This window comes from Ruegeria sp. A3M17, from assembly GCF_003318255.1.
Classification (GTDB): Bacteria; Pseudomonadota; Alphaproteobacteria; order Rhodobacterales; family Rhodobacteraceae; genus Ruegeria.
Genome location: NZ_QOCF01000027.1, coordinates 62,475 through 86,642 on the forward strand (window position 1 = coordinate 62,475; position 24,168 = coordinate 86,642).

Genomic DNA, 24,168 nt, shown 5'->3' on the forward strand with positions numbered 1-24,168 from the left:
GGATTGGTAGTTGATAACATTTTCCTAGAATTAACGAATTCAACGCTTTCGTGTTCAAAATGTGATCGAATGCGACCTATAATGGGAATTTTTCCCATTATCACTAAGGTGTGACCCCTTCTTGAACTGGAGAATGCCATGCACCTTATCGCAACCGATCCCCAGACAAACTACCCCCCCCTGTCTCAGACCGATCTAGCCCGCACAAAAAAGCCGGGTGCGCTGGACGCGCTCAGCCCCGAAGATCAAGAGCTGTTTATATCCTTTGGCTGGGGGCCGCAGGTTCCGCCACGTCATGCCACCATCGCAGATGCGCTACGACAGTCGTTGCGGGATCAGCCCGGTGCCACCGCGGTGGAATGTGCGGACCATAACCTTAGCTACCGGGCACTGGACGAGGCCTCGAACCGATTGGCTAATGTCATGCGCGTCCATGGCGTGAAACGCGGCGACGCGGTGTGCCTGTTCCTGCATCGTTCAGTCGAGATGGTCGTAGGTATCGTCGCCGCCATAAAGCTTGGGGCCGCCTATATTCCGCAGCATGTCGGTGTCGCGCCGACGGAAACCTTACGCCATGTTGCAAATGTAACTGGTGCAAAAATCATCCTCGGCCTGAGAGAAATGGCAGATCAAATCCCCGTTGGATTGGACCAAACCCTGATCACCATTGATACGACAATGTTCGACCCGATGCTGGACGCCCCGGCCCCCGGCCCTGCCTATCAGGCCAACCCCGACGATTTGGCGATGATATTGTTCACGTCCGGCACAACCGGCGTTCCAAACGGGGTACAGGTTAGCCATCGGAATCTGGCCAATATCTTGCTGACCGCCCCCGGGGATCTGGGGATGCGACCGGGCTTGCGGGTCGGACAGATCCTGTCGATCTCATTCGACATGGCCGCGTGGGAGATCCTTGGCGCTTTGTCCAATGGCGCAACTTTGGTGATCCGTGGCAAATCGATTCAGGAAACGGCCGAGAAGGTGGATGTGCTGATCGCCACGCCTTCGATCCTGAATGCGCTGGACCAGACCCGCTGCACGCAGGTCAAAGCTGTCGCCGTAGCGGGCGAACCCTGCCCCCGCCCGCTGGCAGATCGCTGGTCAACCTTTTGCACTTTCTACAATTCCTGTGGTCCGACCGAGACCACCATCATCAATACGGCCGAGCCGCATCACCCCGACAAACCGTTTCTGTCGATTGGGTGCCCAACACCGAACAACACGGTTTATGTTCTGGACGAAAACCTGCGCCCTTTACCTATCGGCGAAAAGGGCGAGATGTGGGCTGGCGGCGATTGCGTCACAGCCGGTTACCTCGCCAACCCCAAACTGACAGCCGAGCGTTACCGACCTGACCCATTCCGACCGGGGCATATGATGTTCCGCACCCGTGATCTGGGACGCTGGACGAAGACCGGTGAGTTAGAGCATTTCGGGCGCGTTGACGACCTGGTCAAGGTGCGCGGTTTCCGGGTTGAGCTGGACGGCGTTACATCCGCGCTTGAGGCCTCACCCTGCTGTCAGCAGGCGGTGACGTTGCAATATGACAGCCGCAATCTGGTCAGCTTTATCTCACCGTTGTCGGCCTGCCCCAAGCAGGCGGCGCAATCCGTCTCGGATCGCCTGCCATACTACTGCAGCCCCGCCGTTGTGGTCCCGATGGACATGCTGCCCCGCACTCCGCGCGGCAAGCTGGACAAGCGTCTCTTGCTGGATCTGGCGCGCACCCATATCGCAAATACTGGTGCGGAGTTGAACTGATGACGACGCAGACGACAAATCTTGACACAGGCGGCCTGAATTGGCGGCGGGTGACCCGCCACCCGGCCCTGATGGAATACCGCCGCTTGGTAATGCTTGTTGCATTGGTGAACCTGGCCGTCTTCGTGATTGGATTGCGCGATGGGACTTGGTTCGCTGATAGTGCATTCACGCTCGGCCCGATTTCGGATATGGCGCTGATCAACCTCAGCCTCGGCATCCTGATCCGGCAACAACGAGTGGTCAACGCCCTGTTCTGGCTGGCCACACGCATTCCCACATCATGGCCACTTTGGATCCGTTGGGGGGCTGGCAAGGTGTTCCACTTTGGCGGGTTGCATTCCGGCGGCACCGTCACTGGGACCATCTGGTTCGGCTTTCTTCTTTTTGCAATAATTTGGAACCGCGCCAACGGAGGCGCCCTGCCATCGGATCTGACACTGGCCCTGAGCGCGACAATGGTCGTCTTGATGACATTGATGGTAATATCGGCCCTCGGCCCGATCCGCGCACGGTTCCACAATGCGTTCGAGAAAACGCACCGCTTTGTCGGCTGGACGGTTTTGGGATTGTTCTGGGCGCAGACGATCTCGATCACAAGTGACATGGGGGGCATGTTGTTGCACAGCCCGGCCTTCTGGATGCTCTGCCTGATCACCTTGTCGATCCTGTCGCCATGGCTGACACTGAAACGCGTCGATGTCAGGATTGAAAAGCCGTCTAACCATGCGATAATTGCGCATTTCGACTATGGGGATACGCCATTCCCCGGCAGCTCGAACGCGATCAGCCACACCCCGTTTGGTGAGTATCACTCCTTCGCCAATATCCCCGCTCCGGACCGGTCCGGCTATCGATTGGCCATCAGCCGCGCCGGGGACTGGACCGGGCGTTTTATCGACAACCCGCCAGACAAGGTTTGGGTCAAGGGTATCACGACATCAGGTGTGGCGCGGATCGAAGTGCTTTTCAAGAAAGTGGTGTATGTGGGCACCGGTTCGGGCATTGGGCCGATCCTGCCGCATTTGTTGGCCAAAGAGGTGCCGAACCGCCTGATCTGGTCCACCCGAAGCCCGCGCAAAACCTATGGTGACACGCTGGTTGACGAGATCGAAGCAAATACCGAGCAGCCTTTGATCTGGGACACCGACGAAGACGGCAAACCGAACCTTTCGGCCTTGGCATTGCAAGCCGCTCGCGACAGCGGGGCCGAAGCGGTTATCGTGATCTCGAACCAAAAGCTGACCCGCAAGGTTGTGCATGACTTGGAAAGCCTTGGCATTCCCGCCTATGGCGCAATTTGGGATAGCTGATCATGTTTGAGACAATCGAAACCGAAACACGGGGGCGGGTCGCAACGATCCGCCTCAATCGGCCCGATCAGCTGAACGCATTGAACACACAACTCATGCATGAGGTGCTGACCGCCGCCACCGAATTCGACGAGGATCCCGGCATCGGCTGCCTGATCCTTACGGGCAATGATCGTGCTTTTGCCGCCGGGGCAGATATCGGCGAGCTTGCGGTGCAAACCTACGCGACCATGCAGGCAAGTGACTACTTTGCCGAATGGGATAGGTTTGCAGCGCTTCGCCTGGCCAAGGTGGCGGCGGTCAGCGGCTATGCCCTGGGCGGCGGATGTGAAGTTGCGCAGATGTGTGACGTTATTCTGGCCGCGGACACCGCGAAATTCGGTCAGCCCGAAATCAAAATCGGCTGCATTCCCGGCATTGGCGGCACGCAGCGGCTTACGCGGCTGATCGGCCGTGCCAGAGCTATGGACATGATCCTGACCGGGCGCATGATCGACGCGTCAGAGGCCCTGCAGATGGGCTTGGTCAGTCGAGTTGTCACGCAGAATACCCTTTTGGACACCGCGCAAGAGGTGGCTGAAACCATTGCGGATTATGCTGATGATATCGTCAGTATGGCGCGTACTTGCGTAAACATGGCCGACCAGAGCACACTTGAATCGGGTGTGCGGTTCGAGCGGCAGATGTATCACGCGCTTTATGGATTGCCAGCCCAACAAGAAGGCATGAATGCCTTTCTGGAAAAGCGTAAGCCCCAATTCAGGCGCAGGACCCAGTGATGTTATCCCGCATCGTCAATCACCGCTCGAGAAATGAGCGGTGATATGACCAGTCTTATCGCTTCAGTGCGTTTTCCCTGCCGTGCTATACTCAAAGTCGGTAACCTTGCGGGCCATGGATTCAGAATCCACAACCAGGTTCGCAAAGATCGTTTCGACCCATGACAAAGCGCCCGACGTCAGCAAGAACGTCTCGGGAATAACGATCCATTCGCCAATCCACATACCACCCGAACGTTCGTGTTGATGGGTAGTGAATTCGCCGATCTGTTCAGCCCGCTGTCGTCCAAGCCGGGCGACGGCCTCTCCGAATTCTGACGCGCGCTGGTTCTGTTTGTGCGCCATGGCCGAAGACGCGCCTTTACCGGCTTCATGCACCTCGGACCATTCGGAAATATCCGATGAGGACAACAGATTGACGTTATGCGAGATTTTGCACAGCGTCGCACACAGCCCTCCCAGCGCAGTTACAACATCGGCAAGCCCGTCACGGGCGTTTTGCCAATGGGGTTCCACCATGTTCAGACCTAAGGTGGCTGCAACACCTTCCTTGATGCGATGCCCTGTCCCGTTTTCGTAACCGCGCAGATCGCCAACGGGGCCACCAATCTGGACATTCAGGCCGCGAACGCCTGCTTCTTCCAACGCTTGTGCCCGCCGCTGTAGTTCAACTTTCCAGACGGTCAGTTTAGTTTCGGCCCGTATAGGCAAGGCATGCTGGCCATTCGTGCGACCGATCATGACAGTATCACCAAGCTGATCGATATGTTGCTCAATAGCGCTGGTCAGTCTTTGCAGTCCGGTCTGGATATGCTCCAGACCGATCTTCATTTGCAGGGCCAGAGCGGTGTCCATTATGTCCTGTGTTGTCGCCCTGTAGTGGACTTTTGTCGCGTGCTCACCGACCTGCCTTCGCAATTGTTCGACCAGACCAACGATTGGGCGCCCGACAAGCATCATGTCTTCGTGCAACCGCTCAGTATCCAGATTGCAGACCGACACCGCATCCAACGCATCTGCAGCCTCTTGCGGGATCAGGTTTTCCAGCGCCTGGTGACGGGCCAGCGTCTGTTCAACCTTCAACCAGGCCGAGATCGTGGCGTGTTCCGACCAGACGGACCGCATATCGGCGCTGGAAAAGCAGTCGCGATAGAGGGAGTGCTCAAGCATCTTCCAACGCTCCCTTTGCGATCTTGCGCTCTTTCATGATCCCGCGGACGCGGAAGGCAATTGCCCCTGCGCCGATGACCAGGAAGGCCAGAGCGATCGGGCGTTCAACGAAGATCAGAGCGCCACCATCCGACATCAGCAACGACTGACGGAATGTTTCTTCAGCACCTTTGGCCAGTACGAACGAAATGACGAATGCCGCAACGTTGAAGTCGTATTTGCGCATCAGCCAACCAGCAAAGCCCGCACAGGTCATGACCGTCACGTCAAACATTGATCCACGCGCGGAATACGAAGCAACAAACGCAGTCAGGAAAATCAGCGGGTACAGGACATTGGTTGGGATCTTCAGAATAATTCGCGCAACCTGAGTGGCACCGAAATAGCCGATCAGACCATAGGCCACGATACCCAGCATCCCACACCCGAACAGTTTGTAGACCAGCTCTTTGTCGGTCAGAAACAGGGTTGGCCCAACCTGGATGCCGTGGATCAGGAAAACACCCAATAGGATTGCACCAATCGTCGAGCCCGGGATGCCCAGCGTCAGCAGCGGGGCCATCGACGGACCAGATACCGCGTTGTTTGCGGCTTCGGGTGCTGCCACACCTTCCAGCGCGCCCTTGCCCCACTTTTCGGGGTTCTTGGCACGGCGCTTGCCCTCACCGTATGAAATGAATGCGGCAATAGCCGAACCCAGGCCTGGCAGCACACCGATGCCTGCGCCGATAAAGCCACCACGGAACGCATGGGGCAAGCAAGGTTTGTACTCTTCCCATGTCAGGCTGTTGCCGTCTGCCGTGCTTTCATTCTCTTCGGTTTCGCCGGATGCCTTGCGACGCGTTTCCAATTGGGCAAAGACCTCGCCCAGAACAAATACTCCTATCATCAGGGGCACAAGGCCAACCCCGTTGGACAGGTCGAACGAGCCAAAGGTATAGCGCTCTTCGCTTGAGATGGGGTCCAATCCGACCATGGCGATCAAAATACCCATCAGAGCAGATGCCAATCCTTTCACGATTGAGCTGCCGATGACCGAACCGATGACCACGAAGGCTGCAAAGTAGATCGCAAAGGTTTCTGGCGGGCCAAGCTTTAGGGCAATAGATGCAATGAAACCGACGCCGACGACCAGCAGGATATCCCCCATGAGGTCACCGATGACTGATGATATGGTCGCGACCTTCATCGCCTTGCCGGCCTGGCCGGCGCGTGCAAGAGGATAACCGTCAATCTGTGTCGCGGCACTGGCTGCAGTGCCCGGCGTGTTGAACAGAATTGCCGCGATCGAGCCGCCATAGCGACCGGACTTACCGATCACATACAGGAAGGCGAGCGCGAATAGTGGCGACATGTAAAAGGTGATGGGCAGCAGCATGGCAATCGCTGCCGATGCGGTCAGACCGGGCGTGGCCCCAACAACCATGCCCACAGCTGCGGCCAGCACGATGGCAAACAGCAAACTGGGGTCGGTTATGACCGAAAGAAGTGCGGGAAAAATTTCCATGACGGATTACCCCTGTATCCAGCTGAGCAGGTCAAATACCTCGCCATAAGGCGGGTACACACCAAGCAGCACAAAAAAGATGAGGTGGAAGATCAACGGGCACAGAACGACGGAAACCGCCAGACTGATCCAGCTGCGAACTCCGAAAAAGTACAAAACGACCGGCGCAGCGATCGCCGTTGGCAAAAGATAGCCAAACCAGCGGAATGATTGCTGATAGATCAGGGCGATGATGAACAGGCCGATGATCTGCAGGGTTGCTCCGCTATCCTGTTCCTGACCGGTATCGCCTGCCGTTTGCCGAACGGCACCTAACAGTAACAAGCCGGAAAGAAACAGCAGTGCGATGGATGCTGAAAATGGCACGATGCCAGCCCAGGTATCCCCCGGCGAGGCTGCTGGCACTTGCCAGGCGCCCCAAATGGCAACGATGGAAATAAGGGCAAGCACAAGGCCTTCTGCATAGGCGCGCATATCGTTCCTCCCTGATTGCGTTAGATACAAAAAGGCCGGGGGAAGAATATCCACCCGGCCCCGAGGACTTTAGTTGGTCAGACTTTCGACCAGGGGAGCGGCGTCCTCTTTCATGGCGGACAGCGTTGCTTTAGCGTCCGCACCATTCTGATAGACCGGGCCTGTTCCGCGCGAGGCCAGCAGTTCGGCAAATTCGGGTTTCGCGGCGATTTGCTCCAGCGCAGTTTCCATCGCGGCAACGACCTCGGCCGGTGTGCCCTTCGGAGCGAACACGATCACTGGCGAAGAAACAGCGGCAAACGGAATGCCCAGTTCGCCAAACGCAGGCACGTCTTTCATGATGCGATCACGTTCTTGGCTGTTAACCGCCAGGGCGCGAAGCTGCTCTTCAAACCCTGCCAGCTGCTGAACACCCAGGAAACCAAAGTCAGCCTGTTCCCCGATCAGTGCAGCACGGGTCGGCCCGCCACCTTTGAACGGTACGTCCTGAGCTTCGATGCCGTTACTGGCTAGGAAACCCATGCCACCAACGTGGTGGAAGCCTCCGCGACCCGAATGGGCCCAACGCAGTTGACCGGGGTTGGCTTTGGCCGCGTCGATCACGTCCTGAACGGACTCGAACGGGCTGTTCAGCGGCACCATCAGCGACGTTTGCAGCTGACCGACCTGAGCAACAAACTCAAAGCTGTCCAGTGCATCGATATCGGTGTCACGTGTCATGGTCGACAACAGGAACGAACCGCCCGACGTCATCATCAAAGTATAGCCGTCGGGGCGTGCACCCACGACCGAGTTCGCACCATTCAGACCGCCCGAGCCGGGTTTGTTCACGACGACAACTGGAACGTCCAGAATCCCTTCGGCTGCTGCCGAAATAGCGCGGGCATAAGCGTCTGTACCGCCGCCGGCTTTGTATGGAACAACCAGGTTGATCGGACGTTTCGGCCAGTCGGCTGCGAAACTTGCTGTTGCTGTTGCAGTCACGGTTACTGCCGCCAGAACAGCAGTGAGAATTGTTCTACGCTTCATAGCATCCTCCCTAAAGATGCGATTTTATTTAGCTTAAATTTAGTGTTAATAAAAATGCAAAGATGTTATCTTATCTTGCAAAATAGTAAAGAGTCTGCCTAATGAATATCAAAGCCCTTCGCGCCTTTCGTGCCACCCTTTCCGAAGGAACGCTCGTGGCCGCATCTGAAATCCTGCACCTGAGTCAGCCTGCAATCAGCCGACTGATCTCTGGGCTTGAGGCAGAATTGGGCCTGACACTGTTTGACCGCAGTGGCCGCAATCTAACACCCACGCGTGAGGGTTTGGCGTTCTACCGCGAAGCGGGGCGTATCTTGGACAACCTTGATGAAGTGCCCCGCATCGCTGCAGAGATTAAAGCCGGACGTACGGAAACACTGCGCGTGGTCACGATGCCGCGTATCGCAAGGGCAATTTCGGCACCGGCGCTTGCGATGTTTTTACAAGCCCACCCTGATACAAACGTAACTCTGGATATCCGGGCGCGGCGCGAGGCCAGCAAATGGCTTGCCGGTCGTGAATATGACATCGGAATCGGGGCATTGCCGGTCGAGCATCCGGGCGTCAGGACAAAACCCCTGCTGCGGGTGCGGGCGCAGGCTGTTTTACCTGTTGCGCATGCATTGTCTGATCGCAAGTCGGTAACCGCCACTGATCTCGCCCGCGAGCCGGTCATTCGGCTGATGAACGGGCTTCTATTGCGCGAACAGCTTGATGACATCTTCCGGTCTGCGGGCGTCAATCCCAGACATACCTGTGAAGTCGCGGCGTCCCAGCTTGCCTGTTCGCTTGTCGCAGAAGGTGCTGGCATCACGATTGCCGACGAACTGGTCGCAGCACAGGAAACAAAAGAACGTCTGGCCCTGGTTCCGATCGCACCAGAGCGGTGGATGACCTTTGGTTTGTTGTACCCCGCGACACAGGCGAAATCACAGGCGCTTCAGGATTTTGAGGATGTTCTGTTTTGGCAGGCGTCCGAGCTATGCAAGAACAGCCCAACTTTGTCTCTTGCCTGACAGTCGTTGTCAGGCGGATTCAGATCCATGTCCCATGCCCCGCATAGGCTAAAAACGATTGCAACAGATCCGATGCTCAAGCATCTTGAAATCCACGATCCACGATCATTCATCGGCTGTGCGAATTGCGTGGCGCGGCTGACGGACACCAGAATGAAGAAGTTGAGCGCAATCGTTTCAGACTGCCGGGTCATCAATTTACCCGATAACAAAAGCAGGCGGCTTCATATGACCAACTTGATGAACAAGCACGGCATCAGTTTTTCATTTTCAGAAGGCAGCACCGGACAAAGCCATGCCTTAAACTGCGCCCGCGCCCACCTTGCAGCGCTTGAGTCACTCAAAACGCTCCCGGCATTGGTTCTGGAGGATGATGTCTCCGCGTTGACCGAAGATCTGACCATTCCCGAAATTCCAAAAGATGCGGACATCGTTTATTTGGGGATTTCACCCTTCGGCTGCTTTCCCTGGACACGTCGCTATGTTCAAAGCTTCGGCCACCGCGCGCATTACAACCTTGCACTCGCTTCGACTGAGAACAGCGATTGGCTGCGACTGCATTCTATGGCCGGAGCAATAGCTATTCTCTATGTGTCACCAGCAGGTCTGGATGCGTGGCGGCATTCCATGCGGGCGGCCATAAAACGGAGCAAGCCGTTTGATGTGTTCACCGCCTACAAGATGACATCCCTGAATGTTCATGCACCAAACCGCCCCGTTTTTTACGAAGAACCCAGCCTGCAGCGCCCTCTTAAGCATGTTACCCCGGAACAAAGACTGCGATGGACGGCAACACCCTTGTCGCCAGTCAAAGAAGGCACAATCGTCACCGCGCCCACCAAAAGCGGGGCAATGCGCGTTCGGGCTGAAGTGTGCGGAGATAACCGTCTTGAATGGTCATTGCTTCAATGAGCTCGGAGAAGGGGTTTTCTCAGGTTGCTGGCCACGCATTGTCAGGGTCGTTAAGTGCGGAGCGCATGCTGATAACACCTTCGATACAACGCTTGGACTTACAGATTGCATCCAAGTCGGAGTGTCAAAGCCTTGGCATGCCCTTCTGCAAGGAACCCAACGTCTTTTCAGCACAGCCTTGCAACCGATTGCAAACTAGACGCGATAAGGCGTAGTATTTTCCCATGAATTTGACTGCAAGCCATCCCCGAACCCATCGGTGCCAGCCATGAGTGTGACCCTAAAAGAAGTGGCCGCACTGGCCGGTGTATCCCGCTCTGCCGTGTCGCGGACCTTTACCGAAGGCGCATCCGTCTCGCCAAAGACACGTAGCAAGGTGGAAAAGGCTGCGGCCGAACTGGGGTACAGCCCAAACGCCTTGGCTTCATCCCTCACCACCGGCAGGACCAAGTTGATTGGGCTGATTTCCAACAACTTCCACAACCCCATTTTTCTTGAAGTCTTTGACCAGTTCACCCGCGCCCTGCAGGAACGCGGACTGCGTCCGCTGATCGTGAACCTGACCGATGAAACCGAGCCGACAAACTCGGTCCGAATGCTGAGGCAATATTCTGTGGATGCTGCCATTGTCGCCTCATCTACCTTGCCGCCCAGCTTTGCCAAGGCGTTCCACGATGCAGGTGTTCCGGTTGTGCACACTTTCGGTCGATCAGCGACGTCACCTGAGGTGCATGTTGTAGGCATAGACAACGTTGAATGCGGACGCATGGCCGCGCGCGAGCTGTCGTCGCGGGGGTATCGTCGTATCGGCTATCTGGGCGGCCCGCAAGATGCGACATCGGCGATGGATCGGTATCGCGGCTTCATGGAAGAAGTTGAAAAGCGCCCAGAACTCGAAGTGACGCATTGCTTCGCAGGCGCCTATTCATTTGAAGCCGGGCGGGAAGAAATGCTTCAGCAATTGGCGGAAGGCCCTGCAGAGGGTTACTTTTGCGGCGACGATATTCTGTCCATAGGTGCCCTATCCGCATTATCCGATCACGGGCTGAAACCGGGCAAAGATATCGGTATCATCGGCCTGAACGACATGGAGATGTCGCGCTGGGAAAGCGTGGACCTGACGACGATTCATCAGCCGATCAAGCAAATCATTACCGCATCCGTCGATCTGGTCGAAGAAATGCTGAAAGACCCCGAGCGTTACCCCGAGGCCCGTATTTTCCCGTGCCGTGTGATCGAGCGGGGCACATTGCGGCCCCGACCCTGATCAGCGAAACATCGGCGGGCGCGCGTCAGTCCATGCCCCGTTATTTTTCGCCGACGCCACTGCGGCATGCACGGCTGCGATCGACCGCACCCCGTCGGCAGGTGTCGGCAGACCATCACGTGCCTCTCCGCGAATAGCGTCGGCAAGATCGCAATAGATGTTGGCCACGGCCAGCGGGAACCCTTCGGGATGGGCAATCGCCACACGGGACAATCGCTGCGCGTCGCCGTGAAGACCGCCCTCGCCTTTTTCGATGATCTGCGTACGGCCACCGACAGGAGTATAGATCAACTGATTGGGCTGCTCGGACGTCCAGCGAAGACCTCCGGTTTCACCAAACACCTGAATGTCGAATCCGTGCTGCCGCCCGATCGCGACGGACGAAGTCCACAGCCGGCCAACCGCGCCGCCCTCCGTTCGGAAGTTGACCATGGCGTCGTCCTCAAGTTCGCGGCTTGAAATGGTCGATGCCATATCTGCGGACAAGGTTTTGACTTCATCGTCACTGATGAAACTGGCCATGTGCAGCGCATGGATACCGCAATCGGCGAATTGGCCAGACACACCTGCCATCGCCGGGTCATAGCGCCAGCGAACGCGCGGGTTATCGGCGTCGGTCGCGTCGCCATGGTGGCCATGGCTGAAATTCGTCACAACCAGACGCACCTTTCCAATATCCCCGGCGCGAACCATCGCACGCGCCTGGCGCACCATCGGATAGGCGGAATAGCAATAATTTACCGCACAAATCTTGCCCGAGGCCTCTGCAACGCGGACGATCTCTTCGCCCTCTTCCACGGTCATCGTCATCGGTTTTTCACAAAGCACATTGAACCCTGCTTCAAGGAATGCTTTGGCAATCTCAAAATGGGTGGAGTTCGGCGTGGCGATGGTCACCAGATCAACCCGGTCGGGACGGTCCTTTTCGCCGGCCAGCATTTCCTGCCAGTCGCCATAGGCACGATGCGACGCCACTCCAAGTCGTTGCGCATATTCTCGCCCTATGTCGGGGCGGTGATCCAGCGCTCCGGCGGCGAATTCAAACATCCCATCCGCCAACGCTCCTAACCGGTGGGCGGGTCCGATCTGACTGCCTTCACCACCACCAATCATGCCCCATTTCAGCTTTGCCATGGTTCTCGTCTCTCTTAGATGATCTCTTAGTTTTTGTGTTCAGACGGTACTGACGTCCTGCCACTGCCGTTGCTCCGACGATTTCAGCGCGGCGGCAAGGACGCAGTTGACCTCATGCCCATCGCGGAATGTGGGCCAGATTGATTTGCCCGTGTGAATGGCCTCAAGAAAATCTTTGGCCTCGATGATGATCTGGTCCTGATAACCTGTTCCATGACCGGGGCCCTGACAGAATGGCTCGTAATCGGGGTGCGCCGGACCCGTCAGTATCTTGGTGAAACCTCTTTCTTCCTCTGGTCCTTCGCGTCGATAAAGCCACAAGGCGTTCTGATCTTCCTGATCGAACCGGATTGCACCCTTGGTGCCTGTAATTTCATAGGCATAGCCCATCTTTCGACCTGTCGCGATCCGGCTGACATAGATATTGCCCATGGCGCCACTGGCAAACCGGCACATGATTTGCGCGTGGTCATCATTGGTGACGGTGCCGCCTGGGCGCTCAGTATGAACCGTTTCGACTTCGGCCATAACCTCGACAATCGGACCAATCAGGGCCAAAGCACCGTTGACCATATGCGGGGCAAGATCACCGATCGTGCCGTTGGCCATTCCGGACGTCCGCCATGTGGCCGGGGCGTCGGGGTCGGCGTAGAAGTCCTCGGTATGCTCACCACGGAACCAGGTTATGTCCCCCAGTTCTCCGCCAGTTATTAGTTGGCGGGCAAACTGTGTTGCGGGCGTTCTGACATAGTTGAACCCGACCATATTGGTGACGCCTGCGGTCTCGGCGGCGGAAACCATCGCGCGCCCATCATCCAGCGACGACCCCAGTGGTTTTTCGCACAACACAGGCTTGCCCAAGGCTAATGCGGCCTCTGCAATCTGTCTGTGCGTTGTTTGAGGCGAGGCAATCACGACGGCATCCACTGCCGGATCATTGACCAGCATAGACCAATCCGAGGTCGCACGACGAAAGCCGTAAGCCGCGCGGTATCGCTCGGCGCTTTCAGGCGTGGACGCGCAAATCATCTCAAGTCGTGGCCGCAACGCAGTGTTGAACACTGCGCCTACGGCTGACATCGCGACTGAATGAGCTTTGCCCATATAGCCGCCGCCGATTATTCCAATTCCGATTTCAGGCATCTGCAACGGCTCCGAACAATGTATTTGCAACCGGTTGCAAAATCAGTATCGTGTGAATCGATTCAACGCAAGGACCAACGATCCTCGCCAGCCCATTTTTGCCGGAGGACATGACGTGAGCGCTTTGATAGACGGTATCAAAGGAAACCGGTTCGCGGTCTTTGGACGCGCGGGCATGGACCTGTATGCCGATCCCGTTGGTGTTAAAAGCGAAGACGCCGACACGTTTCACGCCGATCTGGGCGGGTCATCAGCAAATATCTGCGCGGGGTTGGTCAAACTGGGCAGCCAGGCATCCTTGGTCACTTCGATCTCAGATGATGCGGTTGGCCGCTTCTGCCTGAATAAACTTGCTCATTACGGTGTAGACACGTCCTTTATCCGCGTCGTCGGCGGTGAATACCGCATGTCTCTGGCCGTTTACGAAAGCCGGATCGAAGAATTTCAGAATGTCATCTACCGCAACGGCGCAGTCGACTTTCAAGTGACCGAGGATGACATGGACAAGGTCGACTACGGCAAATTTTCAGCCGTGATATCTGCCGGAACGGTGTTTGCCGCTGAACCCTCGCGCAGCGCCACGTTTCGCGCGTTCGACAACGCGCGCAAGGCGGGGGTGCCGGTGATTTTTGACATCGACTACCGTCCTTACAGCTGGCCATCACCTGAGGTTGCCGCCGAAGTCCTGTCGCGCGCGGGCGAAGCATGCGATCTAATCGTCGGCAATGACGAAGAATTTGGGTTCATGGCTGGCGGCATCGACAAAGGCTTCGCCAAAGCCAAGGAGTTGGCGGCGAAACCGGGACGGATCGTGATCTACAAGATGGGCGAAAAAGGCGCAGTGACTCTGGTGGATGGTCAGGAAATCGAAACCGGCATCTATCCGGTAGAGGCCGTCAAACCCAACGGTGCTGGCGACAGCTTTATGGCGGGGTTGCTGGCCTCGATCGCCGCTGGAAGCGAGCTTAAGGATGCAGTCATGCGCGGTTCGGCTTGCGCCTCGATCGTTGTGTCAAAGCCCGGCTGCGCCCCAGCCATGCCAACAACGTCGGAGCTGGACGCGTTTCTTGCGTCCCATCCCGGCCCAACGACATAGGAAACCCTCATGCATATCGCTCCCTATGACAATCAGAACAAACCGATCGTCGACGCCGATGATCCAACGGTTCCGCTGAATTACTTCAACATCGTCAAACTGAAAAAGGGCGAAGCGTTTGAATATCAAGTGCCCGGTTATGAGACGTGTATCGTGCCCGCCACGGGCAGCGTCGATGTCGATGTAGAAGGCGAGCAGTTCGCCAAGCTGGGCAAGCGGGGCGAAGACGTCTGGGATGGGGATCCGGAAGGCGTTTATGTGCCGGTCGGCGCTAAGGTCCAACTGGTCTGCGTGTCGGATGAAACCGAAATCTTCATAGCGGGCGCCAAGTACGACAAGGTGCTGGATCCGTTCGACGTGCGTGAACATGACTTGGTTCAATACGGAAGCGACGACACGAAAACCCATCGCAAAATCAAACACATCCTCGGCCAGAAACAGCACGACAAAGTGGGTCGCCTGCTGATCAGTGAGCTGTACACTGTGGGTCAGGGTGGCTGGTCCGGATTCCCCAGCCACAAGCATGACACGAACCGTCTGCCCGACGAGACGCGGCACGACGAGACCTACAATTTCCGTTTCAAACCCAACTGGGGGTCGGGCCTTCAGATGTTGCAGCGTGAAGATAACGAACCGGGCGACGCCTATCACATCGTCGACGGCTCAACGATCTGCATCGACAAGGGGTACCACCCCTGCTGTGTTCTGCCGGGATACGAGATGTACTATTTCACTATCCTTGGCGGCCTGACTCAGCGTTCGCTGGTTCAGTTTTTTCAACCAACCCATGCCTATCAGGTCGAGACCATTCCGGGCATCAAAGACATGATTGCCAAATTCAAATGACCCTCGCCACACTCAAAGACGTCCTCACCCCTGCATACGAAAACGGCTACGCTGTTGGCGGGCTTGTTACACTGGGATGGGAGGATATGCGCGCCTATGTAGCCGCAGCCGAGGCGGAAAATGCGCCGGTGATCCTTCAGGCTGGTCCAAGCTGCCGCGAACACACGCCCCTGCCTGTTCTGGGCAAGATGTTTCGCTTCCTGGCGGAAAAAGCTTCGGTTCCGGTCGTGGCCCATCTGGATCACGGTTATACATTCGAGGACTGCAAGATCGCATTGGACAGCGGGTTCACATCGCTCATGTTTGACGGGTCACGCAAGCCGCTGCAGCAAAACATCGACGAAACTGCTGCCATTGCCGAAATGGCCCATGCGGCCGGTATTTCCTGCGAAGGTGAGATCGGCTTTGTCGGCTATTCCGGCGGCGAAGGATCGAACGGGACAGACCCAAACGAGGCCGCGCAGTTCGCTCGTGAAAGCGGCGTGGACGCGATGGCCATCTCAGTCGGAAACGTCCATCTGCAACAAGACAAAGAGGGCGGTTTGGATGAGGTCCGCATCGCCGAAATCGACTCGGCAACAAATGTTCCGTTGGTCATTCATGGCGGCTCTGGCGTGCCTGTGGAACAACGCAGCCGGTTGGCGCGGAAAACGTCGATCTGCAAGTTCAATATCGGGACAGAACTGCGTATGGCGTTTGGCAACGCGCTGCGCGAGGCAGTCAACCGCGACACGGACAGATTTGACCGCGTGACGATCCTGAAAGAGACCCACGACCCGGTTGAGGCGGCAGCCCGCATGGTCATACGGGCCTTTGGTGCCCCTGCGCAAAGGTAGGCGTGGGCGTTACGCGTCGCGCTCCATGATCCATTCAACTTCGGGGGCCGGAACAAAACGCCATTTGCGCAGCGGTCCGGCCATAACGTTCAGATAATACATCTCGAACCCGTAGGGTGCGCCGCATGGGTGATGACCGCGGGGCACGCAAACAACATCACCATCGGAAACAGCCATAGTCTCATCCAACTGCCTATCATCGGTATAGACGCGCTGAATCCCGAACCCGTTCGCCGGGTTCAGACGGTGATAGTAGGTCTCTTCCAGATAGGTGATCCGCGGAAAATCATCTTCATCATGTCGATGGCTGGGATACGATGACCAATGCCCGCTTGGCGTAAACACTTCGGTCACCAGCAAGCTATCGGCATAGTCCTCATTCTCCATCGCGATGTTGTTGATATAGCGCGTATTTGCACCCTTGCCGCGCTCGGTCAGAGTAATGCCGTCGGGGCCGATGCGTCGCGCAGAGTGGCCATTCTTGCCCGGGGCTGTACACACCGCAATCACGCAATCCGTTTCGGCTGTAGCCGTCCATTCTGTGCCGTTCGGCAGATACAGGCAGTGCGGCGGTGTCTTTTCGAACACGTTCATCCGATCGCCCAGAACACCCCAGTCTCGGTCAGCTCCGGCGATGCGGGCCTTGCCTTCGACCATGACCAGAATGACCTCACGATCACCCGTCGCCTCGGCCACTGTGTCGCCTGCCCGCAGGTGGTAAAGCGCAAACCCGACGTACCGCCACCCGGCGCTTGCCGGAGTGATGTCATGCACTTTACCTCTGGTCCCAAAGGGTTTTTTGAGCAGGTCGGCCATTTGTTTTTCTCCGTGTGGGGCGGGCTTGGAACGCCCGCCCGTATTCCTTCAGGCTGCTTGCCTTGTTTGCAGCGCCAAGAATGTTTCGGTCAGTTGTTGTTCGGTCCAGCCTTCGGACACAGCACGTCGCAAAATATCGGCCTGACTTTCCGGTGCGTTGCCGCCGACCGGTGGGTCCGTATCCAGATTGGTCGGGAACGGGTATCCCTCTGCCGTGGCCGCGATGGCTGCATCCAGTTCGGCCCCTTTCATCTGTCCGCGTTGTTTCAATGCAATAAGCGAAGGGAACACCGCCTCAGACATGGACCGCCGGTCAACGGTTTCCATCGCGCGACCAAAAGCGGAGGAGATTTGCAACAGGTTCGCCATCCGGTCGATATCCGCACTGCGATTTTCACCAGCCGCGTGGAACAGTGCCGGGTTGAAGAACACAGCATCGCCCTTGTCCAGCGCCAGCTGGATATAGCTGTCTTCGAAATACTCGCGATGACCCTCGTCATGAAACGCCAGATAGCCCGGCGGATAAAGCTGCGAGAACGGCAGCAGCTTGGTTGGCCCGCTTTCGACCGGCATGTCGCAATGGGCAATCGCCCCCTGCAATGTCAGTGATGCCGTAACAAGATGTGCGTGCACTGGATAGCACGCAGCACTTTCTGCGCTCTGAAATCCAAGGTGGTAATCCCTATGCGCCTGCTGCGCTTTACCACCCGGACGCACCTGATTGATCTGTGCCGTGACCTGATAGTTTGGCCCCAACCACGCCTCGCAGGCTGCGGCAACAGCCGTGTTTCCGAAATAGAGGGCAAAGCCCTCGGGATCGCGCAGGCATTGTTTTTGCAGCGCGTTCCAGATCCGGTCATTGGCCCCGGACGCCGCAAAGTGGTCACCCTCTCCCGCGCCGCTTTGTCTTTCGTCAGCTATGATCTGGCGAAAGACATCGGTTGCGCGGTCAATCACGGACGTATCGGAGAACGCACGTTTCAGAACGATCACGCCCGATGATTTGTCCAACACATGGCCCCACTCGGCCAGCAGAGCCTTGCGCTTACCTACGTTTTCTAGCGCAGGGCTCAACTCGTCCATGTCATAGACTGGAACGTTCTTTTCGATCGAGGCGGCGTGCGGGACGACATCGGCTGTAAGGTTCTGCGAGGTCAATACCTTGAATTCATCCAGATCACAGGATTCCCGGTCGAAATAGCCGACAAAACCTAGCTGCTGATTTACCATGAGAGTTCTCCTTTTTCATGGCTTCGGTGTTAACCCCGAAGGGAGAGTTGTTACGCTTGGGCCTCCAATCCTGCCTGTCCACAGACGTCGAGAATGTGCTCGTAGCCTTTCTTGGAATATTCGTATGGCGGAGCCTTGGCCGGGTCCTGTTCGGCCTCGACAACAATCCATCCGTTGTAATCCAAGGATTTGAGCGCATTCGCCACAGCCTGAAAGTCGATACACCCGTCACCTGGAACGGTGAATGCTCCGGCGACGACCGCATCGAGAAAGCTGCGATCATTCTCCTTTACGTCCTGCACCACAGCCGGGCGGATATCTTTGAAATGCACGTGATGCACACGGTCGCCCCAGCGTTTGAGGGTCGCCATCACATCCCCGCCACCGAAAAGTAGGTGCCCAGTGTCAAAGCACAGGTTCACCTCCGGGCCCGAACCTTCCATCAACCAGTTCACGTCATCCTCGGTCTCGATGATCGTGCCCATGTGATGATGATAGGCCATCGGCATACCCTGGTCGGCCATCCATTTAGCAAGTTCGGTGACCTTGGCGGCATAGGCCAACACTTCGTCTTTGGATAGCTTGGACCGGTTGTTGACCGGCGTACCAGCCTGACCCTGCACGGTGTTTGAGCATTCGGCATAGACAATACATGGACTATTCAGGGCCACGAACTGTTCAACCTGTTCCCGCACAGCCTCGCGTTCTGCTGCGAAATCATTGACCAGCGAGAAACCCGAGCACCACCCGCCACAGAGCGCAATGTCATTGCCTTCCAGATAGGCACGCAGCCCTTCGGTATCGCTGGGCATCCGCTGACCACGCTCGACACCGGTGTATCCGATCTCGCGCGCCTCTTTCAGGGCTTGTTCCATCGTGTACGCCGCCGTCAGGTCCGGCAGGTCATCATTCTGCCAGGCGATCGGAGAAATCCCGATTTTCACGCTCATTTCGTGTTTCTTTCCTTGATCGCCAGCTCATAGGCTGCGCGTTTTTCGTTCACTTCGGGGCGGACGCTGACCTCGGGCACCGCCACTTCCCACCACGTGCCGCCATATTCGGTCGACGGGTACGGGTCGGTGTCGATAACCACCACGTAAGGCCCCTGGAAATCGCCGCGTTTAGCCAGCGCGTCTTCCAGCTCGACAATCGAAGTGACCTTGACCGAAGTTGCGCCCATTGCCGCGGCATGGGCCGCGAAATCAATGGTCGATGGGGTTTCATGCACCGCATGATCCAAAAGGTTGTTAAACTCGGCACCACCGGTGCCCATCTGCAGACGATTGATGCAGCCAAAGCCCCGGTTGTCGGTGATGACCACGGTGAACGAGATGCCCATCATCGCGGCCGAAGCCATTTCCGAGTTCGCCATCATATAGGTGCCGTCACCGGTAAAGCAGATCACGTCGCGATCCGGTTGCGCCATCTTGATGCCCATCGCACCGGCAATCTCATACCCCATGCAACTAAAGCCGTATTCCATGTGATAGGCACCGGGACGTGGTGCTTTCCAAAGCTTGTGCAGCTCTCCGGGCATGGTGCCCGCCGCGCACATAACGACAGTGTCATTGTTCGAGGCACGCTGAACCGCACCAACAACCTGCATATCTGTTGGCAATGCGTTCCCGTCGCCGGGGGCATCGGTCAGTTTGTCGACCTTGCCGAACCAATCCGCCTTAAGCGTATCTTGCACAGGGTCGGCCCGGTATCCCTGCAAAGCCGCACCCAGCTCCTCCAGCCCGACGCGTGCATCTGATTGCAGCGGCATCGCGCCGTGTTTTTCTGCATCATAAGCAGCGGTATTCAGACAGATCATCTCGCGCTGAGGGTTTGAGAACAGGCCCCAAGACCCGGTGGTGAAATCCTGTAAGCGAGATCCAACGGCCAGAACCAAGTCAGCTTCGGCGCAGACGGAATTGGCCGGTTCGCCGCCTGTCACACCTACGGGCCCGAGGTTCAGCGGGTGATCCCATGCCAAAGCGGATTTACCTGCCTGTGTTTCCGTGATCGGGATATTGTGCGTTTCCACGAAACTCTGCAGCGCATCGGTCGCACCAGAGTAGTGAACGCCGCCACCGGCGACAATAACCGGGCGCTTTGCCGCCTTGATAGCCGCCACAGCGCGGGCCAGCTCACCCTCATCTGGGCGGATGCGGCGCTGATACCAGACGCGCGGCTCAAAAAAGCTTTCGGGATAGTCATAGGCCTCGGCCTGAACATCCTGACAGAAGGCTAGTGTTGCCGGTCCGCAGTCGGCGGGGTCCGTCATGGTGCGGAAAGCGCGCGGCAGAGCGGTCAGCAGGTGTTCCGGTCGGCTGATCCGGTCGAAATAGCGGCTGACGGGTTTGAAACAGTCATTTGCGCTGACGGTACCGTCGCCAAAGCTTTCAATCTGCTGCAACACCGGATCGGGACCACGCGTTGCGAAGATATCCCCGGGGATGATCAGCACCGGCAAGCGGTTCACATGCGCCAAGGCGGCGGCTGTCACCATGTTGGTCGCGCCCGGTCCGATGGACGAGGTCACCGCCATCGCCCGTGATCGCCGCATCTGTTTGGTGTAAGCGATGGCACAATGCGCCATCGTCTGCTCGTTATGGCCGCGATAAGTCGGCAAGCTGTCTTTCATTGCATGCAGCGCCTCGCCCAGGCCAGCCACGTTTCCATGGCCGAAAATAGCCCAGACACCTGCGATAAACGGCTCTCCGGCCTCATTCATCTGCGCGCCCAGATAGCGAACCAGAGCTTGCGCTGCGGTCAGTCTGATAGTTTTGCCCATATTGATCCCTTTCAACTCAAGGCCACATGGCCACTCCGTTGAATTCCAGTTTTTCGAAAGCTGGGTCTGCGCGGGACCGCGTCAGACCGTTCCGCCCAAAGACCCTTCCAGCTGGGCCAGTTCCTGACCACCTGCCATCAGGTCCTGTAGCTCTTCGGGCGAAATCTCACCCCGTTTGGCCGTGCCCAGTGTTTTACCCCGGTTCAACACCGTAAACCGATCGCCGACCGCCAGCGCGTGCCGAACATTGTGGCTAATAAACACCACACCCACACCCTGACTGCGCACTTTGTCGATGGTCGCCAAAACGTTCGAAGTCTGGCGCACGCCAAGAGCCGATGTCGGTTCGTCCAAAATCAGGATCTTAGCGCCAAAATGCACGGCGCGTGCAATCGCAACCGTCTGACGCTCACCGCCTGACAACGTACCCACAGCCTGATCGGGACCACGCAGGTTGATGCCCATTTTGCGCATCTCTTCCATGGTGATCTCATCAGCCTGTTTCTTGTCAAAAAAGCTGATCCCCGCGACCTTGCGCGTGGGTTCATTGCCCATGAAGAAGTTGCGGCTGACGCTCATCAGCGGGATCATCGCCAGATGTTGGTGCACTGTTGCGATCCCGGCTTCGATAGCATCGCGCGGGTCCTCGAAATGCATAGGTTTGTCTTCAAAGATGATCTCGCCAGCCGTTGGCTTGTGGACCCCGGACATGGTCTTGATGAAGGTCGATTTACCCGCGCCATTGTCACCCAGAAGGCAGTGACACTCACCCGGTTTCAGATCAAAGCTGACCCCGGCCAGAGCAATCACGGAGCCAAAGTGCTTTTCAATGTCGATCATCCGGATGATCGGATCCTGACCCTGCACATCACCATGATGGAAATTGGTATCTTCAGTCATCTCAGCGTTCTCCTGTGATGATGCGACGGATGTAGGTGTTCAGGATCACGGCACCCAACAGGATCACGCCCAGAAACACCCGGAACAGAGAGCTTTCGACCCCGGCAAAAAACAGCCCCTGTTGCACCACGCCAAAGATCAAAGCCCCAAGCGCCGCCCCAATTACGGAGCCATATCCGCCGGTCAGCAGCGCACCGCCAATGACCACGGCGATGATCGCTTCGAATTCCTTCAACAATCCGCGATCCGCACCAGCGGAACCGAATTCCATCACCTGACAGGTCGCAAAAACTGTCGCGCAGAAGGCGGTGAACATGAACATCAGAACTTTGACTCTGTTCACCGGAACACCCGAGTTTCGGGCAGCCTCGGCGTCGCCACCCGAGGCGAAGATCCAGTTGCCGAATTTTGTTTTGGTCAGAAGCACATGGCCGAAGATGATAAGCACGATGGCCCAAATGATCAGCATGGGGATACCGTCAACCACCGGCTGACCCTCGCGCGTGCCGCGTTCAAAAGTTCCGATTAGGTCATTATCGCCCAACCAGACGAAAAAGCCCTGCCCTATTTTGCCGCCAAACACCGATGCCAGCCAATCGCCCTCGGCTACATCCCGGATGCCGCCAATGATTGTTTTCCGCTCGATTGTTTGCGGTAGAAAAATGGTAAAACCACGCAGAATAAACAGGAAGGCCAGCGTCACGATAAAGCTGGGCAACCCGGTGCGCACGACGATAAAGCCGTTCAGCGCCCCAATCGAGACGCAAAGTACAAAGGTCACCATGATGGCAATCCAGACCGGCCAGCTAAGAGTGACCGAGAAAATCGCGATCATCATGCCCGCGAACCCGATCATTGAGCCGACGGAAAGGTCAAACTCACCGGCGATCATAAGCAAACAGGCTCCAACAGCGATGATCATGAACTGCGCGGAAACCACGGACCAGTTCATCACGCCCTGACTGGTGAACATGCCGCTGTCAAAAGCAAACAGCAGAAAAAACGTGAATACTGCGACTGTGCCGACCATTCCGCCCAATTCGGGGCGTATCAGGGCCTGGCGTAGAGGTGATATCTCTTTTACCCGCTCGTCACCACCGACTGCGGATTGCGCTGACTCAGCCATTGTTGCCTCCTTGGCGCGTTCGTCTGAATGCTTGCATCTGGTGGTGCGGACACACATCGTGCGTCCGCACCGTTTTGAAGATCAGCGGTATTCGCCCGCGAACTCTTCGATTTTTTCCAACCCGTCAGCGGTTACGAAACCGGGGCCCGAGTTGATGTTGTTGCCCGGCAGGACGCCATAGCGATGGTAGTTCGTCATCACAACGACAGGCAGGTAGGCCTGCAGGAAGGGCTGTTGGTCGATACCCCACTGGATCACACCGCTTTTGATGCCTTTGACGATTTCACCACCCAGATCGAAGGTGCCGAAGTAGATGTCACCGGCCATGCCGTTTTCTTCCAGCGCCAGAATGGTCGGGTCAGCCGAAGTCGGGCCAAGTGTCAGAACGGCATCCGTTTCGGGGTTTGCCGAGAGGTAAGCCAGAACGCGGTTTTTGATCTCGGCCGGGTCCTGCCCTGCGTCGATCATCTGCTCGCCCAGCTCGATGCCCAGACCGTCTGCAAAGCCCTGACAGCGTTCCTGGCTGGATGGCTGCACGATATAGTGGTTCACACACAGGAACGAGCCGATGCCATCACCTTTAGCACGCTGGCCCGCAGCCAATCCAGCGTCATATTCCGGCTGGCCGACATACATCAGTGCACCAACTTCGCGCGCCTTTTCCGGCGTGCCGGTATTCATGATGATGACGTCGATACCAGAATCTACGGCAGCCCTGATCGGGCCTTCCAGAATGTCCGGGTCGGCCAGAGTTGTGATGATACCGTTGGGACCCGAAGCCGCGGCCTGATCAATGATCCGTGCCATGTCGGCAAGGTCACCAGTAGGCGGATTGCGGTACTCGACCTCAACACCCATCTGCTCGCCCGCCAGGGCGATGCCGTTTTTGATGGTGTTCCACCAGCTGTCACTGTCCGGAGCATGGCTGACCAGAATATACTTCTCGCCTTCTGCCGCAACGCCTGTGGCGCCGGCAAATGCGACTGCGCTGGCCATCAGCACACCTTTTACGATTTTTTTCATTTCCATTC

The 24,168-nt window shown here is 57.1% G+C and carries 22 protein-coding genes; 9 read left to right on the forward strand and 13 right to left on the reverse strand.

Features of this window, described 5'->3' with window-relative positions:
- Positions 1-138 precede the first annotated feature (138 nt).
- From DS906_RS14180 to DS906_RS14190, 3 genes are read left to right on the forward strand one after another with little or no spacing between them, the layout of a single operon-like run.
- Positions 139-1,764, forward strand: coding sequence for an amino acid adenylation domain-containing protein (locus DS906_RS14180; RefSeq protein WP_113790786.1), 1,626 nt, complete (start codon positions 139-141; stop codon positions 1,762-1,764).
- A complete protein-coding gene (locus tag DS906_RS14185; RefSeq protein WP_113790787.1) occupies positions 1,764-3,077 on the forward strand; it encodes a hypothetical protein in 1,314 nt (437 codons plus the stop codon). Before DS906_RS14180 ends, DS906_RS14185 begins: the two co-directional genes overlap by 1 nt.
- Positions 3,078-3,079: 2 nt before the next feature.
- A complete protein-coding gene (locus tag DS906_RS14190; protein WP_113790788.1) occupies positions 3,080-3,856 on the forward strand; it encodes an enoyl-CoA hydratase-related protein in 777 nt (258 codons plus the stop codon).
- A gap of 63 nt (positions 3,857-3,919) precedes the next feature.
- Here the strand turns inward: DS906_RS14190 and DS906_RS14195 are convergent, their stop codons facing one another.
- From DS906_RS14195 to DS906_RS14210, 4 genes are all read right to left on the reverse strand, one after another.
- Positions 3,920-5,026 carry a lyase family protein gene (locus tag DS906_RS14195; protein ID WP_113790789.1) on the reverse strand — a complete coding sequence of 369 codons (1,107 nt, stop codon included), beginning with the start codon at positions 5,024-5,026 and terminating at the stop codon, positions 3,920-3,922.
- A complete protein-coding gene (locus DS906_RS14200) occupies positions 5,019-6,533 on the reverse strand; it encodes a tripartite tricarboxylate transporter permease (RefSeq protein ID WP_113790790.1) in 1,515 nt (504 codons plus the stop codon). The genes DS906_RS14195 and DS906_RS14200 overlap by 8 nt, the downstream gene beginning before the upstream one ends.
- Positions 6,534-6,539: 6 nt before the next feature.
- The gene (locus DS906_RS14205) at positions 6,540-7,007 is read right to left on the reverse strand and encodes a tripartite tricarboxylate transporter TctB family protein (RefSeq protein ID WP_113790791.1); all 468 of its coding nucleotides are present in this window, start codon (positions 7,005-7,007) and stop codon (positions 6,540-6,542) included.
- Between the two features lie 69 nt (positions 7,008-7,076).
- Entirely contained in the window at positions 7,077-8,036 is a 960-nt protein-coding gene (locus DS906_RS14210; protein WP_113790792.1) for a tripartite tricarboxylate transporter substrate binding protein, read from the reverse strand.
- 101 nt (positions 8,037-8,137) lie between these two features.
- Between DS906_RS14210 and DS906_RS14215 the strand changes: the two genes are divergently transcribed.
- From DS906_RS14215 to DS906_RS14225, 3 genes are all read left to right on the forward strand, one after another.
- Positions 8,138-9,052 (forward strand): LysR family transcriptional regulator, encoded by a 915-nt coding sequence (locus DS906_RS14215; protein ID WP_113790793.1) that lies wholly within the window; start codon positions 8,138-8,140, stop codon positions 9,050-9,052.
- A 27-nt stretch (positions 9,053-9,079) separates the two neighbouring features.
- Entirely contained in the window at positions 9,080-9,964 is an 885-nt protein-coding gene (locus DS906_RS14220) for a hypothetical protein (RefSeq protein ID WP_147235261.1), read from the forward strand.
- A 268-nt stretch (positions 9,965-10,232) separates the two neighbouring features.
- Positions 10,233-11,231 carry a LacI family DNA-binding transcriptional regulator gene (locus tag DS906_RS14225; protein ID WP_113790795.1) on the forward strand — a complete coding sequence of 333 codons (999 nt, stop codon included), beginning with the start codon at positions 10,233-10,235 and terminating at the stop codon, positions 11,229-11,231.
- Here the strand turns inward: DS906_RS14225 and DS906_RS14230 are convergent, their stop codons facing one another.
- Both DS906_RS14230 and DS906_RS14235 read right to left on the reverse strand, forming a co-directional pair.
- Positions 11,232-12,365: a Gfo/Idh/MocA family protein gene (locus DS906_RS14230; protein ID WP_113790796.1), complete on the reverse strand. Its 1,134-nt coding sequence runs from the start codon at positions 12,363-12,365 to the stop codon at positions 11,232-11,234. It lies immediately after the preceding gene.
- Positions 12,366-12,404: 39 nt separating this feature from the next.
- Entirely contained in the window at positions 12,405-13,508 is a 1,104-nt protein-coding gene (locus DS906_RS14235; RefSeq protein WP_113790797.1) for a Gfo/Idh/MocA family protein, read from the reverse strand.
- Positions 13,509-13,623: 115 nt separating this feature from the next.
- Between DS906_RS14235 and iolC the strand changes: the two genes are divergently transcribed.
- From iolC to DS906_RS14250, 3 genes are read left to right on the forward strand one after another with little or no spacing between them, the layout of a single operon-like run.
- Positions 13,624-14,604, forward strand: a complete 981-nt coding sequence (iolC, locus tag DS906_RS14240; RefSeq protein WP_113790798.1) for a 5-dehydro-2-deoxygluconokinase — start codon at positions 13,624-13,626, stop codon at positions 14,602-14,604.
- A gap of 9 nt (positions 14,605-14,613) precedes the next feature.
- Positions 14,614-15,450, forward strand: coding sequence for a 5-deoxy-glucuronate isomerase (locus tag DS906_RS14245; protein WP_113790799.1), 837 nt, complete (start codon positions 14,614-14,616; stop codon positions 15,448-15,450).
- On the forward strand, positions 15,447-16,286 hold the full coding sequence (locus DS906_RS14250) for a class II fructose-bisphosphate aldolase (RefSeq protein ID WP_113790800.1): 840 nt from the start codon (positions 15,447-15,449) through the stop codon (positions 16,284-16,286). Before DS906_RS14245 ends, DS906_RS14250 begins: the two co-directional genes overlap by 4 nt.
- 9 nt (positions 16,287-16,295) lie before the next feature.
- Here DS906_RS14250 and iolB read toward each other — a convergent pair whose 3' ends face one another.
- From iolB to DS906_RS14285, 7 genes are all read right to left on the reverse strand, one after another.
- A complete protein-coding gene (iolB, locus tag DS906_RS14255) occupies positions 16,296-17,102 on the reverse strand; it encodes a 5-deoxy-glucuronate isomerase (protein ID WP_113790801.1) in 807 nt (268 codons plus the stop codon).
- A gap of 48 nt (positions 17,103-17,150) precedes the next feature.
- Positions 17,151-18,332 (reverse strand): phytanoyl-CoA dioxygenase family protein, encoded by a 1,182-nt coding sequence (locus tag DS906_RS14260; protein WP_113790802.1) that lies wholly within the window; start codon positions 18,330-18,332, stop codon positions 17,151-17,153.
- A gap of 50 nt (positions 18,333-18,382) precedes the next feature.
- The gene (gene iolE, locus DS906_RS14265; protein WP_113790803.1) at positions 18,383-19,282 is read right to left on the reverse strand and encodes a myo-inosose-2 dehydratase; all 900 of its coding nucleotides are present in this window, start codon (positions 19,280-19,282) and stop codon (positions 18,383-18,385) included.
- Positions 19,279-21,111 carry a 3D-(3,5/4)-trihydroxycyclohexane-1,2-dione acylhydrolase (decyclizing) gene (iolD, locus tag DS906_RS14270; protein ID WP_113790804.1) on the reverse strand — a complete coding sequence of 611 codons (1,833 nt, stop codon included), beginning with the start codon at positions 21,109-21,111 and terminating at the stop codon, positions 19,279-19,281. Before iolD ends, iolE begins: the two co-directional genes overlap by 4 nt.
- 81 nt (positions 21,112-21,192) lie before the next feature.
- A complete protein-coding gene (locus DS906_RS14275) occupies positions 21,193-22,011 on the reverse strand; it encodes an ATP-binding cassette domain-containing protein (protein ID WP_113790805.1) in 819 nt (272 codons plus the stop codon).
- 1 nt (position 22,012) lies between these two features.
- Positions 22,013-23,137 (reverse strand): ABC transporter permease, encoded by a 1,125-nt coding sequence (locus DS906_RS14280; RefSeq protein ID WP_113790832.1) that lies wholly within the window; start codon positions 23,135-23,137, stop codon positions 22,013-22,015.
- 81 nt (positions 23,138-23,218) lie between these two features.
- Complete coding sequence (locus tag DS906_RS14285) at positions 23,219-24,160, reverse strand: sugar ABC transporter substrate-binding protein (RefSeq protein ID WP_113790833.1); 942 nt, start codon at positions 24,158-24,160, stop codon at positions 23,219-23,221.
- Between the last annotated feature and the right edge of the window lie 8 nt (positions 24,161-24,168).